Origin of the sequence: Kitasatospora sp. NPDC093806, from assembly GCF_040683335.1 — a bacterium.
In the GTDB taxonomy this organism is placed as follows: Bacteria; Actinomycetota; Actinomycetes; order Streptomycetales; family Streptomycetaceae; genus Kitasatospora.
Genome location: NZ_JBFBDO010000102.1, coordinates 1 through 15,529, shown reverse-complemented (window position 1 = coordinate 15,529; position 15,529 = coordinate 1). Strand labels below are relative to the sequence as shown.

Annotated in this window: 5 protein-coding genes; all 5 read right to left on the bottom strand. The window is 75.4% G+C overall.

The window, feature by feature from the left end; all coding sequences use genetic code 11:
• Positions 1-75: 75 nt before the first annotated feature.
• Positions 76-5,523, bottom strand: coding sequence for a type I polyketide synthase (locus AB0N76_RS32055; protein ID WP_363563177.1), 5,448 nt, complete (start codon positions 5,521-5,523; stop codon positions 76-78).
• Positions 5,524-5,702: 179 nt separating this feature from the next.
• Entirely contained in the window at positions 5,703-9,008 is a 3,306-nt protein-coding gene (locus AB0N76_RS32050; protein WP_363563175.1) for an amino acid adenylation domain-containing protein, read from the bottom strand.
• Positions 9,009-9,060: 52 nt separating this feature from the next.
• Entirely contained in the window at positions 9,061-9,891 is an 831-nt protein-coding gene (locus AB0N76_RS32045) for a hypothetical protein (protein WP_363563173.1), read from the bottom strand.
• 266 nt (positions 9,892-10,157) lie between these two features.
• Positions 10,158-11,318, bottom strand: a complete 1,161-nt coding sequence (locus tag AB0N76_RS32040; protein WP_363563171.1) for an acyl-CoA dehydrogenase family protein — start codon at positions 11,316-11,318, stop codon at positions 10,158-10,160.
• Between the two features lie 72 nt (positions 11,319-11,390).
• Positions 11,391-15,529 (bottom strand): SDR family NAD(P)-dependent oxidoreductase (locus AB0N76_RS32035; RefSeq protein WP_363563169.1); only part of this gene is annotated, 4,139 nt, incomplete at its 5' end.

The window sequence follows — 15,529 nt, the reverse complement described above, 5'->3', positions numbered from 1 at the left end:
TAGCTCGGAAGAAGTAGTTCGGAAGATCGGAGGGTCGGCCCGGCAGAAGGCCTGCCGGGCCGGAGAGCCCGCCGGTCAGAAGGTGTTCAGTTCGCTTTCGAGGGCCGCGAGGAGGTCGTCCTCGTCGGCCTCGGCCAGATCGGCGTCGGCCGTCGAGCGCGCCAGTTCGCGCAGCCGGGCGACGAGCTCCTGGCGGAGCGCGTCGTCGGGGCCGAGTTCGGCCAGGGCCGCTTCGAGGCGGTCGAGGCCGGCGAGCAGCGGGTTCGGGGCTTCCGCCGGGGCCAGCTCCGTGCGGAGCAGGTCGGCCAGGGTGTGGGGGGTGGGGTAGTCGAAGACGAGGGTGGCCGGCAGTCGGAGGCCGGTCGCCTGGTTGAGGCGGTTGCGCAGTTCGAGCGCGGTGAGGGAGTCGAAGCCGAGGTCCTGGAAGAGCCGGTCGGGATTGACGGCCTCCGGGCCGGTGAAGCCCAGGACGGCGGCCACCTGACGGCGCACCGTGTCCAGCAGCAGCGCCCGCTGGCCGGCGGCGTCGAGGCCGGTCAGCTGCTCGGCGAGGCCGGGCCCGGACTGCGCCGCGGACCCGGCGGCGGCCCGCCGGGTCCGGCCGGTGAGCAGGCCGCGCAGCAGCGGGCGGATCGGGTCCTGGTCGGCGAGCGCCTTGAGGTCGAGGCGGGCGGCGAGCAGGTGCGGGCGGTCGCTGCCGAGCGCGGTGTCCAGGGCGGCGAGGCCCTGGGTGTCGGAGAGGGCGAGGACACCGGTGGCGGCGAGTCGGCGGAGTTCGGCCTCGCCGAGTTCGCCGGCCATGCCGCCGGTGGTCCAGAGGCCGTAGCCGAGGGCGGTGGCGGGCAGGCCGAGGCCGGCGCGGTGGGCGGCCAGGGCGTCCAGGAAGGCGTTGGCGGCGCCGTAGTTGGCCTGGCCGGCGTTGCCCCAGGTGCCGGCCAGCGAGGAGAACAGCACGAACGCGGCCAGCGGCAGCTCACGGGTGAGTTCGTGCAGGTGCCAGGCGGCGTCCGCCTTGGGCGCGTTGACGCGGTCGAGCCGGTCGGCGGTGAGCGCGGTGACCGGGGCGTCGTCCAGCACTCCCGCCGCGTGGATGACGGCGGTGAGCGGGTGCTCGGCGGGGACGGCGGCGAACAGGTCGGCCAGCGCGTCGCGGTCGGCCACGTCGCAGGCGGCCACGGTGACCTGGGCACCGGCCTCCGTCAGCTCCTCGGCCAGTTCGGCGGCGCCGGGCGCCTCGGTGCCGCGGCGGCTGGTGAGGAGCAGGTGGCGCACGCCGTGGGCGGTGACCAGGTGGCGGGCGACGGTCGCACCCAGGCCGCCGGTGCCGCCCGTGATGAGGACGGTGCCCTCGGGGGCGAGGGCGAGGGCGAGGCCGGCGGGCTGCGCGGCGTCGCGCAGCCGGGTGAGCCGGGGGACGGTCACCGTGCCCTGGCGGATGGCGAGTTCGGGCTCGTCGGTGGCGAGGGCGTGGGCGAGCGCGGTCCGGCTGGCCTCGTCCTCGTCGAGGTCGGCGAGGACGAAGCGGCCGGGGTGCTCGGCCTGCGCGGCGCGCACCAGACCCCGGACGGCGGCGAGCGCGAGCTCGTCGGCGCCCCGGGTGACCAGGACCAGCCGCGTGTCCGCGAGCCGCTCCTCGGCCAGGAAGCCCTGGACCAGCCCGAGCGCGTGGACGGTGGCGGCCCGCAGCCGGGCCGGCTCGTCCCCGTCCGATGTGGCGGTGGGCTCAGGTCCCGACGCCGGGCCCGCCTCCACCAGGACGGTCGAGGGGGCGTCCACGGCGAGCGCGTCCCAGTCGGGGGAGTGGCCGGCGACGGCGAACGGGGCGTCGGGGACGGTGGCGGCGGGCCCGTCCTGCGGGGTCTCCGTCCACTCCACCCACTCCACGCCGAACAGCACGTCGGCCGCGGCCCGCCCGGCGGCGGCCGAGGCCAGCTGCTCCGCCGAGGCGGGGCGCAGGACGAGCGAGTCGACGGTGAGGACGGGCGCGCCGGTGGCGTCCGCCAGGTGCAGCGCGACCTCCTCGGGGCCCCGCGCGGTGATCCGCACCCGCAGCTCGGCGGCCCCCGAGGCGTGCGCGGTGACCCCGCTCCAGCCGAACGGGAGCAGCGTGGCACCTTCGGCGGCCAGCGCGATCGGGTGCAGCGCGGCGTCCAGCAGCGCGGGGTGGAGGCCGTAGCGGTCGGCCTCGCCATTCGGCTGCGCGGGCAGCTCGACGGTGGCGTAGGTCTCCTCGCCGCGCCGCCAGAGGGCGCGCAGGCCCTGGAAGGCGGGGCCGTAGCCGTAGCCGCGCTCGGCGAGCGTCCGGTAGGCCGCGTCCAGCGGGACGGGGTCGGCGTCCGCCGGGGGCCAGGCCGTCGCCTCGGAGACGGGGGGCGCGGGGGCGGTGGAAGCGGGCTCGGCGGTGAGGGCGCCCTCGGCGTGCAGGGTCCAGGGGCCGGGGGCGGCGTCCTCGGGGCGGGAGTAGACGGCGACCGTCCGGGGCCCGTCCGCCGCGAGGCCGGTGACCACGACCTGGAGCCGGACCGCCTCGCCCTCGGGGAGGACGAGCGGGGCCTGCAGGGTGAACCCGTCCAGCCCGGGGGTGTCGGTGCGGCGGGCGGCCTGGAGCGCCAGCTCGATGAACGCCGCGCCCGGGACCAGCGTGGTGCCGTGGACGGCGTGGTCGGCGAGCCAGGGGTGATCAGCGAGGGCGAGGCGGCCGGACAGGACCAGGTGGTCGGCGGTGGCGATCTCGACGACGGCGCCGAGCAGCGGGTGCTCGGCGGCGGTGAGGCCGAGCGTGCCGGGGTCGCCGTCGGAAGCGCCGGACGGGAGCCAGTAGTGCTGGTGGTCGAAGGCGTAGGTGGGCAGGTCGACCGGGGCGGCCTCGGTGGGGAGCAGCGGTGCCCAGTCGATCGGCACCCCGCGCGTCCAAAGGGCGCCGAGGGCGGTCACCGCCGTGGCGGGCTCGTCGTGGTTGCGCCGGGCGAGCGGAGTCGCGGTGATCCGCTCGTCCTCGGCGAGGACCTGCCGGGCCATCGCGGTGAGGATGGCGTCGGGCCCGACCTCGACCAGGGCGCGGGCGCCGGCCGTGACGGCGCTGGTGAGGGCGTCGGTGAAGCGGACGGTGTCGCGGACGTGCTGGACCCAGTACTCGGGGTCGGTGAGATCCCCATTCGTTGCGATGGGGGTGTCGGGGTTGTTATAGGTTATCGCGCTTGCGATGGCCCGGAACTCTTCGAGCATGGGGTCCATCAGCGGGGAGTGGAAGGCGTGGCTGACGCGCAGTCGCTGCGACTTGCAGCCGAGTTGCTCGGCGATGGCCGTGACGGTGGCGTCGTCGCCGGAGATGACGGTCGACGTCGGGCCGTTGAGGGCTGCGATGGAAGCGGCGGCCTCGTGTCCGGCGAGGAGCGGGAGCACGTCGGTCTCGCCCGCCTGGAGGGCGATCATCGCGCCGCCCTCGGGCAAGGCCTGCATCAGCCAGCCGCGCGCCTCGATCATCCGCGCCGCGTCGGCGAGGCCGAACACGCCCGCGACGTGCGCGGCGGCGATCTCGCCGATGGAGTGCCCGACGAGGACCTGCGGCTTGACGCCGAAGCTCTCCAGCAGTCGGTACGCGGCGACCTCGTACGCGAACAGGGCGGGCTGGGTGTAGCGGGTCTGGTTCAGCTCCTCCGACTGCGCGTCGAAGCAGAGCTCACGCAGCGACCGCCCCAGCAGCGGATCCAACTCCGCGCACACCGCGTCGAAGGCCTCCGCGAACACGGGGAAGGCCGCGTACAACTCCCGCCCCATCCCCGCCCGCTGCGCCCCCTGCCCGGTGAACAGTACGCCGACCCCGGCCGCCCGCTGGGCGACCGTGCCGTCCGTCTGCTCCTCGGCCAACGCGGCCAGCCCGGCAGCCAGTTCACCGCGCTCGGCGCCGACGACCACCGCGCGGTGCTCGAACCGGCTCCGCCCGTGCAGCGCCCGGGCCACCGCGCCGGGCGCGAACTCGTCCTCCCGCGCCACGAATTCGGCCAGCCGCGCCGCCTGCCCGCGCAGCGCCCGAGGGCTCGCGGCGGACAGCAGCCAGGCCGTGGGAGCACCCACCCCGGCGACGTCCCCGACGACATCCCCGGCGACGTCCTCCGCACTGCCGGCCGGGGCGACCGGCTCGCCCTCCTCCAGCACCACGTGCGCATTGGTCCCGCTGATCCCGAACGAGGACACCCCCGCCCGGCGCGGCCGCCCGGCCGACGGCCAGTCCCGCCGCTCGGTGAGCAGCTCCACCGAGCCCGCCGACCAGTCGACGTACGGCGACGGCCGGTCCACGTGCAGGGTCTTCGGCAGCACGCCGTGCCGCATCGCCATGACCATCTTGATGACGCTGCCGACGCCCGCCGCCGCCTGCGCGTGCCCGATGTTGGACTTCAACGAGCCGAGCCAGAGCGGCTGTTCGGCCGAACGGTCCCGCCCGTACGTGGCGAGCAGCGCCTGCGCCTCGATCGGGTCGCCGAGCGCCGTGCCCGTGCCGTGCGCGTCCACCGCGTCGACGTCCGCGGGGGCGAGTCCGGCCTGGTCCAGCGCCTGGCGGATCACCCGCTCCTGCGAGGGGCCGTTGGGGGCGGTCAGGCCGTTGCTGGCACCGTCCTGGTTGATCGCCGAGCCACGCAGGACGGCCAGTACCTGGTGGCCCTTGGCGCGGGCGACCGACAGCCGCTCCAGCACCAGCACGCCGACGCCCTCGCCCCAGGAGGTGCCGTCCGCCGTGGCGGAGAAGGACTTGCAGCGGCCGTCGGGCGCCAGGCCGCGCTGGCGGCTGAACTCGACGAACGAGGCGGGGGTGGCCATCACGGTGACGCCGCCGGCCAGCGCGAGTTCGCACTCGCCCTGGCGCAGCGCGGCCGCCGCCAGGTGGAGGGCGACCAGCGAGGACGAGCAGGCGGTGTCCACCGTCACGGCCGGGCCCTCCAGGCCCAGTTCGTAGGAGACCCGGCCGGAGGCGACGCTGGCGGCCTTGCCGGTGCTGGCCATGCCCTCCAGGTCGCCGGGGACGGCGGCCATCGGGGTGGCGTAGTCGTGGTGCATCAGGCCGGTGAACACGCCGGTGTTGCTGCCGCGCAGGGCGGCCGGGTCGAGGCCGGCCCGCTCGACGGCCTCCCAGGACACCTCCAGCAGCAGCCGCTGCTGCGGGTCGACGACGACGGCCTCGCGCGGCGAGATGCCGAAGAACCCGGCGTCGAACCGCCCGGCCTCGTGCAGGAAGCCGCCGGTGCGGGTGTAGCTGGTGCCGTAGTGGTCCGGGTCCGGGTCGAAGAGGCCGTCCAGCGGCCAGCCGCGGTCCTGCGGGAACTCGCCGATGGCGTCCCGGCCGTCGGCCACCAGCTGCCACAGGTCCTCCGGCGAGGCGACCCCGCCGGGGAAGCGGCAGGCCATGCCCACGATGGCGATCGGTTCGCGCGCGGCCGAGGCCAACTGGCGGTTCTGCTCGCGCAGCCGCTCCGTCTCCTTCAGCGACGCACGCAACGCATCGATCAGCTTGGTGTCGTTGGCAGCCATCTCCGCTACTCGCTCCTCGCACAAGGGCAGAAACCCGAACAAACCCGAACTAACACGAACAGGACAAGGCAAGAACACACAGAAAAGGGCAGGACAAGGGGTGGAACGGGCAGTGGGGCCGCCCGGCTCGTCGTGTACGGGGGTCACGACGAGCCAGGCGGCTCCACGTCGGGGGGTGGTCAGCCCTGGCGGGCCTTGACCTGGTCGGCGAGCGTGCGCGGGGTCGGGTTGGCGAACAGCTCGGCGAGCTTCAGCCGGATCCCGGTCTCCCGCTTGATCCGCTGGATCAGCTGGGCGCCCAGCATCGAGTGCCCGCCGCTGGTGAAGAAGTGCGCGTCCGCGTCCAGCCCGGGGGTGCCCAGGAGCTCGCGCCACAGCACGGTCAGCCGGTCGATCACCGGGTCACCGGTGCCGCCCGCCTCCTCCAGCGGGTTCGCATCGACGTCCGCACCGGGCGCACCGGACGCGGCCTCGGCGGCCTGGCGGGCCCGGCGGGCCTCGGCGATCCGGGTGAGCTCGGGGTGGTTCACCTTGTCGTTGCCGGTCATCGGGAAGGCGTCGACGAGGACGAAGTCCTGCGGGACGGCCGCCCCCTGGAGCAGGGTCCGGCTGTGCGACCACAGCTCGTCGATCACCTTCCGGCTGGCGGGCGCCACCACGAAGGCGACCAGCGCGCCGTCCGTGGTCGGGTCGCCGGCCAGCACGACCGCCGCCGCGCCGACCCCGGGGTGCTCCAGCAGCACGGCCTCGACCTCGCCGAGCTCGATCCGGTTGCCGCGCAGCTTGACCTGTCGGTCCATCCGGCCGAGTACCTCCAGGGTGCCGTCGGGCAGCCAGCGGGCCACGTCGCCGGTGCGGTAGTGGCGGCCGTGCCGCGGGTGGTCGGCGAAGCGGTCGGCGGTCAGCTCGGGCCGCTCGTGGTAGCCGATGCCCACGCCCTCCCCGGCGATGCACAGCTCGCCGCGCAGGCCGATCGGGGCCTCGTCGCCGCGCGGGCCGGCCACGAAGATCCGGGTGTTGGCGATCGGGCCGCCGACGTGCAGCCGGCCCTCGTCGAGGTCCGCGATCCGGCCGGAGGCCGACCAGATGGTGGTCTCGGTCGGGCCGTAGACGTTGCGCAGCTCCCCGCCGGTGGCGAGCAGCCGGCGGGCCAGCGCGGGCGGCAGCGGCTCGCCGCCGGACAGCAGCCGGCGGCCCTCCAACCGCGCGCCGGCCTGCTCGACGACCAGTCGCCAAGTGGTCGGGGTGGCCTGGACGATGTCGATCGCGTGCTGCTCCAGCACCTCCAGCAGCCGGGCGCCGTCCACCCGGGCGTCGTCCGGGGCGACCACCACCCGGCCGCCGCACGCGAGCGGCACGAACAGCTCCAGGGCGGAGATGTCGAAGCTGAACGTGGTCATCCACAGCGCCGAGGTGTCCGGCGTGCAGTCCAGTTCGTCGGCGAAGTGCGCGACCAGGTTGGCCAGGTTGTGGTGGCTGATCAGGGTGCCCTTGGGGCGGCCGGTGGAGCCGGAGGTGTAGATCAGGTAGGCGCAGGACGCCGGGTCGGGCACGGGCACCTCGGACCGGGCGCCCCCGGCCGCCGTCAGCGGCAGCCGCAGCACGGTCCGCTCGCCCCCGGCCCCGGCCCCGCCCTCGGCCGTGACCGCCTCAGCCGGAACCGCCTCGGGCACGGTCGCCTCGGCGTCCGCGAGCACGAACCGGGCGCCGGCGTCGTCCAGCTGGTACGCGAGCCGCTGCGCGGGGTGGTCCGGGTCGAGCGGCAGGTAGCAGCCCCCGGCGAGCCAGACGCCGAGCACCGCCGAGGCGAGCGCGGCGCCGCGCCGGGCGAGCAGCGCGACCACGTCGCCGGGCGCGGCACCGGCGGCCCGCAGCGCGTCCGCCACGGCGTGCGCATCCGCCCACAGCTCGCGGTAGCTCACCGTGGTGCCGGCCTCCTCGACCGCCACCGCCTCCGGCCGCTCGGCGACCCGGTCGGCGACGGCCCGCAGCACCGAGGCGTACGGCAGCGTCCGCTCGGTGGCGTTGGCGCCGTCGATGACCGCCCGGTCGCGCGGGGACCACGCCGACAGCGCGCCGAGCGCCTGGTCCGGGTCCTCGCCCACGGCGAGCAGCAGCGCCTCGTAGCGCTCGACCATCAGCTCGACGTCGGCGCGGTCGTAGGCGTCGCGGTAGAACGCGGCCCGGATCTGCAGCGAGTCGCCCAGCTCGGTGACGAAGAACTCCAGGTCGAACTTGCTGTAGCCGTTCTCGACGGTGAGCAGCCGGGCCTTGCCGCCGCCGATGGCGAACCGCGGGTCGCTCTGCGGGACGTAGTTGAAGACGTGCCGGAACAGCGAGTTGCGCCAGGAGGCGTCCAACCGGGGGACGATCTCCAGCAGTTCGTCCACCGGGAAGTCGGCGTGGCCGATCGCGTCCAGGAAGGTGCGCCGCAGTCCGGTCACCAGCTCGCGGAAGGTCAGCTCCGGAGCCACAGACTGACGGATCGTCAGCACGTTGATGTGGTAACCGACCTGGCGCTGCTGGTCCCGCCCGCGGGTGCTGATCGGCGAGCCGACGGTGAGGTCCGGGCCGGCGCCGTGGGCGGCCAGCAGCGCGTAGTAGGCGGCGAGCAGTACGACCACCTCGGGGGCCCGCAGCTCCCGCCGCAGCCGCTTGGCGACGGCGGCGGCCTCGGGGGCGAGCCGGCGGGTGACCCAGTCGCCCTCCAGCGTGGTGCGCGCGGGCAGCGGCTTGTCGTTGCCCAGGTCCAAGCCGGAGACGTCCAGGCCGTCGACCTGACGCTGCCAGAACTCCCGGCTGCGCTCGGTCGGTTCGGGCTCGGACCAGCGCGGCACCTGGCCGGCCAGCCGCTCCGGGACGGGCTCGCCGGCGACGAGGGCGTCGTAGAGGTCGCGGAAGTCCTCGACCACGACGGTGGTCGACATGCCGTCGTAGACGGTGTGGTGCAGCACCAGGCAGAACACGTCGCCGCCGACCGCCTCGCCCTCCGACTGGTCACCCACCGGGGTGTCGCCGCCCGGCAGCCGGACGTGCCGGGCGCGGAGCAGCACGCCGCCGTCGGCCTGGAACGGCGTGCCGGTGAAGGCGGTGAGCTCGGCCAGGACGTCGGTGCCCGGCGCCGGGTCGACGGTCTCCAGCGGGACGACGGCCTGCTCGACCGGCAGCGTCCGACGGCGCAGGCCGGAGCCGTCCTCGTGGTCCGCCCGGAAGGCGGTGCGGAGCACCTCGTGCCGGCGGACCAGGGCGTCCAGCGCCTGCCGGAGGGCGTCGCCGTCGAGCGCGCCGTCGGTCTGGAAGGTGAAGGTGAGGTTGTTCACCCCGGCGCCGGGGACGAGGTCCTCCAGCAGCCAGAGGGCCCGCTCCTTGCTGCTGGCGGGGCTGCCCGCGGGGCTGCCGGCGGGGCCGCTCGCGGGGGTTCCTGCCGTACCGGTCTCGGCGCCGGCCGCGGAGCCGGTGGTGGTCCCGGCCTCGGTGCGCTGCATCTGGGTGCTTCCCGTCCTCTCGGTGCTTCCGGGTGCTCTGCTCGCCCGCCCGCTACCGGGTGAGCAGCTTGTCCACGGCGGCGGCGACGTCCTCGCCCCGCAGCAGGTCGGCGTGGATGCGCTCGGGGAAGACCAGCTCCTCGGCGACGAACGGGCCCTCGCGGCGCAGGATCTCGTTGGCGACCCGGCTGAGGCCGTTCTCGGCGCTGGACGAGGAGACGGCGGTGGCCTTCGCCCACAGCGGCAGCGGGTCCGACTTGTCGGCGATCGCGAGGTAGGCCATGAAGGCGGTGAAGATCTCGACCACCTCCTCGGTGAACTCCTCGTCGAGCCCGGTCCGCTCGCAGGCGAGCGCGATCGCGCCGCGGAAGGTCTCGATCAGGACCTGGGCCAGCCGGTTCGGGTCGTCGATCTCCTCGTAGGAGAGCCGGCCGGCCTCGCGCAGGGCGGCGATCTCGTCGGCGGCGAGGAACTGGGTGAGGCTCTCCACGAACATCGCGAACTGCCAGTAGATCGTGCCGGTGTCGACCAGCTCGGGGTCGAACAGGACGACCTCGGGCGCCGGGTCCTGGAACTCGGCGATCCGCTCGGCGAGCAGCGCGGCGTGGACGGCGCCGACGCAGAAGCCGAAGACCGCGCGGACGTGCAGCCGGGACGCGGAGACGTCCTCCAGCCACGGCTCCAGGTACTCCTCGGTGGTGGTGCCGGTGAGCGGGGCCGGGGCGACGACGCTGCGCCAGAAGGCGTGGCCGCCGGTCAGCCGGGCGGCGAGCTCGGAGAAGTCGGCCTGCAGGCGACCGGTGGCCGGGAAGTCGACCGCGAGGACGACCTGCCCGGTCTCGCCTTCGGTGATCTTCGTCCAGCTGGGCGTCGGAGCGCTCATGGTTTCCCCTCGGGAGTCACGGTCGGGAGGTCGCGGGCTGCCACCCAACGGCGGTCGCCAGCGAAGCTAGTCAGCCCGGGTGGCCCGGTCACACCCCCTACGGCCCCCTAGAACGGGAGGTGGGGGGACCTGTCCGGGTCCGGGCGCGGATCAGGGGGCCCCGGCCGGGCGTGCCGGGGCCCTCCTGGTCGCGGTGGTGCGGTAGGTGGTGCGTCAGGTGGTGCGGTGGGTGCGGTGGAACGGGTCGGGAACGGGTCGGAAACGGGTCAGGAACGGCGCGGGATCGGGATCACGTAGCGGCTGAAGACGAGGTCGCGCAGCACGTCGTCGCCGCCCTCGACGATCGACACGTAGCGCATGTCGCGCAGCAGCTTCCCGATCGGCAGCTCGTTGGTGTAGCCGAGGCCGCCGAACATCTCCGAGCCGACCGTGGCGATCTCCCACCCGGCCTGGCCGCAGAACATCTTGGCGGTCAGCGCCGACTTCAGCGTGCCCTGCCGGGCGAAGGCGGTGGCCGGGTCCGGCCCGGCCATCACCTCGTCGTAGTCCCGCGCCGCCTGCCGGCACTGGCTCTTCATGACGTCGATCTGCATCTCCATCTGGCCGAGCTTGGCGGCGAAGACCGGGCTGTCGACGAGGGTGGAGTCGCGGAAGCGCTTGGTCTTGGCGTACTCCATGCACAGGTCGCGGATCCGCCGGGCGATGCCGAGCCCGGTGGTGGCGATCAGGATCCGGCTCGCGTTGAGGCCGATCTCCAGCAGCCGCAGCCCGTTGCCCGCCAGGCGGTTCGCGGCCGGGACGCGGCAGTCGTCGAAGCGCACCTCGTAGGTGGCGGAGGCGCGCAGCCCGATGACGTCCCAGCGGCGGACGACGGTCAGGCCCGGGGTGTCCCGGGGCACCACGACGGCCAGGTGGTCGCTCGGGTCCTCGGCCGAGGCGGCGATCACCACCAGGAAGTCGGCGAAGCCCGAGTTGGTGGAGAAGAACTTCTCGCCGTTCAGCACCAGGTCGTTCCCGGACCGGGTGGCCACCGTCTCGATCCGGCCGAGCTCGCTGCCGGCGTTGCGCTCGCTGCCGAGGGTCGCGCAGTACGAGCCGCGCGCGGCCATCGGCGCGAGGTGGCGCTCCTGGAGCTCCGGCGAGCCGTACAGCGAGACGACGCTGGTGCCGAGCACCGAGATGAACAGGGTGAACGCCACCCCGGCGTCGCCGTAGGCGAGTTCGTTGACGATGTCGACGCTGTCGGACAGGCTCAGCCCCTGTCCGCCGTTCTCCTTGGGCAGCCACCAGTTGGCCAGCCCGGTCTCCCGGAACCGGTCGTACAGCGGCAGCGGGGCCTCGGCGAGGCCGTCCAGCTCGGCCGGCCCGGACTTCAACTCCTGGGCGACGAAAGCGCGGACGGTCTTCTGGATATCGGGCGCCACCACGGGCGGTTCTCCTTCTCTCCGGTGGTCGGGGGTGGGGGTGTCACTGCGGCGCTGCGTCACCGCGTCACCGCGTCACTGCGCGTCGGCCTGCAGGGCGAGCTGGATGAGGTCGTCGACCTGCATGCTGTCGATGTCCTGTCCGGCGCCGCCGTCGCCGTCCGCCGCGGGGTCCGCCGCGTCGGCCTGGTCAGCGGAGCCCTCGGCGAGCCGCAGCAGGCCCTCCAGCAGGCCGGATTCCCGCAGCTCCCGGACCGGGAGGGCGGCGAGCAGCCGGCGGATGTCCTCGTCGCTCGGCCCGGTCTCGGCGGCCGGCTCCTCGTCCTCGGGGAAGAGCAGGTTCCGGACGTGGCCGGCCAGCGCGCCGGGCGTCGGGTAGTCGAACACCACCGTGGTCGGCACCTGGACCCCGACCAGCCGGTTGAGCTGGTTGCGGAACTCGACGCCGCTGAGCGAGTCGAAGCCCAGCTCCTTGAAGGTGTAGTCGGTGTCCACGTCGTCCGGGGACGGGTAGTCGAGGACCGCCGCGACGGTGTCCCGGACCAGGTCCAGCAGCTGCTCCTCCTGCTGCTCGGCCGGGAGCGGGGCCAGCTTGGCCGCGAAGGCGGACAGCTCCGGACGGGCGTCCGGGGCGGCCGGCCCGCCCGCCGCCGCCGTCGGCCGGGGCCGGGTGCGGACCAGGCGGCGGAAGAGCGCCGGCACCTCCCCGTCCCGGCGCAGCGCCGCCAGATCGAGCCGGGCGGGCACCGCGACCGGGCGGTCGAGCCCGAGGGCCCGGTCGAACAGCGGCATCCCGCCGGCCTCGGTGAGCGGGGCGATCCCGATCCGGCGGAACCGGGCCAGGTCGGCCTGGCCGAGCGTGCCGCCCATGCCGTGGTCGACCTCCCACAGGCCCCAGGCCAGCGACAGCCCGGGCAGGCCCTCGGCCCGGCGGTGCGCGGCCAGCGCGTCCAGGAAGGCGTTGGCGGCCGCGTAGTTGGCCTGGCCGGCGGTGCCCAGGGTGCCGGCGACCGAGGAGTAGGTGACGAAGGCGGTGAGCGGCAGGTGGCGGGTCAGCTCGTGCAGGTGCCAGGCGGCGTCCGCCTTCGGCCGCAGCACCCGGTCGAGCCGGTCGGCGGTCAGCGCGCCGACCGGACCGTCGTCGAGCACCCCGGCGAGGTGGAGGACGCCGGTGAGCGGGTGCTCGGCGGGCACGCTGGCGAGCAGGCCGGCCAGCGCCTCCCGGTCGGCGACGTCGCAGGCGGCGAGGGTGACGTCCGCGCCGAGCTCGGCCAGTTCGGCGGCCAGCTTCTCGGCCCCCGGCGCCTGCGCGCCCCGGCGGCCGGCCAGCAGCAGGTGCCGGACGCCGAAGGTCCGCACCAGCCGGCGGGCCGCCAGCGCACCCAGACCGCCGGTGCCGCCGGTGATCAGGACGGTGCCGGCCGGGCCCCAGACCGGGGCGGCCGGGGCGGCCGGGGCGGACGGGGCCTCCGACCGGTCGGCGGGGGTGAGCCGCGGGGCCAGCGACCGGCCCTCGCGCAGGGCGAGTTCGGGCTCGTCGGCGGCCAGCGCGCGGGCCAGCGCGGGGACCAGCGCCTCCCGGCTCGCGGCGGTGCCGTCCAGGTCGACGAGGGCGAGCCGGTCCGGGTGCTCGGCCCGGGCGGCGCGCACCAGCCCCCAGACCGGCGCGAGCGCCAGGTCCGGCGAGTCGGCGGCGACGGCGCCCCGGGTGACCAGCACCAGGCGGCTGCCCGCGAACGCCTCCTCGGCCAGCCACTCCTGGACCAGCGCCAGGGCCCGCCGGGCGGTGGCCCGGGCCCGGTCGGCGGCGTCCGGCTCCTCGGGGGTGTCCGGCCCGTCGGAGACGGCGGCCAGCGACAGCAGCACGACCTCCGGGACGGCGCCCGCCGAGCGCAGCGCGGCCAGGCTGTCGTAGCCGTCGAACGCGTCGGCCGGGGACAGCAGCTCCCGGTCGCCGACGACGGCCGGGCGCGGCGGCACGCCCTCCGGCGCGGGGGCGGTCAGCTCCACCCACTCCACCGTCAGCAGCGAACCCGCCGAGGCACCGGAGACGGCGGCGGCCAACTGCTCGACCGAGACCGGCCGCAGACCCAGCGAGTCCACGGTCAGGACGGGCGCGCCGGTGGCGTCCGCGAGGTGCAGGGCGACCTCCTCGGCGTGCCGGACGGTGATCCGCACCCGCAGCGCACCGGCGCCCGGGGCGTGTGCCGACACACCCGACCAGGCGAACGGCAGCAGCGCGGGCAGTTCGGCGTCCGACGTCCGGTCCGGGCGCAGGATCAGGTGCAGCGCGGCGTCGAACAGCGCCGGGTGGAGGGCGAAGCGGTCGGCCTCCGCGCGCGGCCCCTCGGGCAGCTCGACCTCGGCGTACAGCTCGCCGTCCGTCTGCCAGGCGGCCCGCAGGCCCTGGAACACCGGGCCGTAGTCGTAGCCGCGGTCGGCGAGCGTCGCGTAGGCCTCGCCGAGGGCGAGCGGCTCGGCGCCGGGCGGCGGCCAGGCCGTGTCGGCGGGGGCGGGCGGATCGGCCTGCTCGGAGAGCCGGCCGGTGGCGTGCAGGGTCCAGTCGCCGGGCTCGGCGTCCTCGGGGCGCGAGTACAGGCCGAGTTCGCGCCGGCCATCCTCGTCCGGCTCGGCCACGGTCAGCTGGATCTGCCGGGCGCCGTACTCGGGCAGGACGAGCGGGGAACTGAGCGTCAGCTCGTCGATCCGTTCGCAGCCGGCCCGGCGGGCGGCCTGGAGGGCGAGCTCGACCAGCGCGGTGCCGGGCACGATGACGGTGCCGTGGACGGCGTGGTCGGCGAGCCAGGGGTGGGTGCTGAGGGAGAGCCGGCCGGAGAGCACGAACCGGTCGGCGCCCGCGAGTTCGGTGACGGCGCCGATCAGCGGGTGCCCGCCGGGGGCCAGCCCGGCGGCGGCCAGGTCGGGTGCGGCGCTCGCGGGGGCGGCAGCGGTCAGCCAGTAGTGCTGGTGGTGGTCGAAGGCGTAGGTGGGCAGGTCGAGGTCGACGTACGGGCCGTCGGCGGGGAGCAGCGGCGTCCAGTCGATGCCGGCGCCGTGCGCCCACAGGCCGGCCAGCGCCTCGACGGCGGTCCGGGCCTCGTCGCGGTTGCGGCGGGCCAGGGGGAGGGCGGTGGCCTCGGGCAGGATCTGCCGGGCCAGCGCGGTGAGGATGGCGTCGGGGCCGACCTCGACGAAGACGTCGGCCTCGGCTTCGGCGCCGGTCAGGGCGTCGGTGAAGCGGACGGTGTCGCGGACGTGCTGGACCCAGTGCTCGGGGTCGGTGAGATCCCCACTCGTTGCGATGTGGGTATCGGGGTTGTTATAGGTTATCGCGTTCGCGATGGCCCGGAACTCTTCGAGCATGGGGTCCATCAGCGGCGAGTGGAAGGCGTGACTGACGCGCAGTCGCTGCGACTTGCAGCCCAGCTGCTCGGCGATCGCCGCGACGACGGCCTCGTCCCCCGAGATGACGGTCGACGTCGGCCCGTTGAGGGCGGCGATGGACGCGGCGCCCTCCTGCCCCACGAGGTAGGGGAGGACGTCGGCCTCGCTCGCCTGGAGCGCGATCATCGCGCCGCCCTCGGGCAGCGCCTGCATCAGCCGACCGCGCGCCTCGACGAGCCGCGCGGCATCGGCGAGGCCGAACACACCCGCGACGTGCGCGGCGGCGATCTCGCCGATCGAGTGCCCGACGAGGACCTGCGCCCGCACACCGAGGCTCTCCAACAGCCGGTACGCGGCCACCTCGTAGGCGAACAGCGCCGGCTGCGTGTACCGCGTCCGGTCCAGTTCCTCCGACGCCACGTCGAAGCACAGCTCACGCAGCGACCGGCCCAACAGCGGGTCCAGCTCGGCGCAGATGGCGTCGAACGCCTCCGCGAACACCGGGAACGACGCGTACAACTCCCGCCCCATCCCCGCCCGCTGCGCCCCCTGCCCGGTGAACAGCACACCCACCCCGGCCGCCCGCCGGGCGACCGTGCCGTCCGTCCGCTCCTCCGCCAACGCGGCCAGCCCGGCGGCGAGTTCGTCGAGGCCGGAGCCGACGACCACCGCCCGGTGGTCGAAGCGCGCCCGCCGCGCGAGCGCCCCGGCGACGGCGGCGGCCTCGGTGCCGGCACTCTCCGTCTCGGCAGCCGACGCGGCCGACGCGGCGAACGCGGCCAGCCGGGCGGCCTGCGCCCGCAGCCCCTCCGCCCGGACGGCGGACGGGC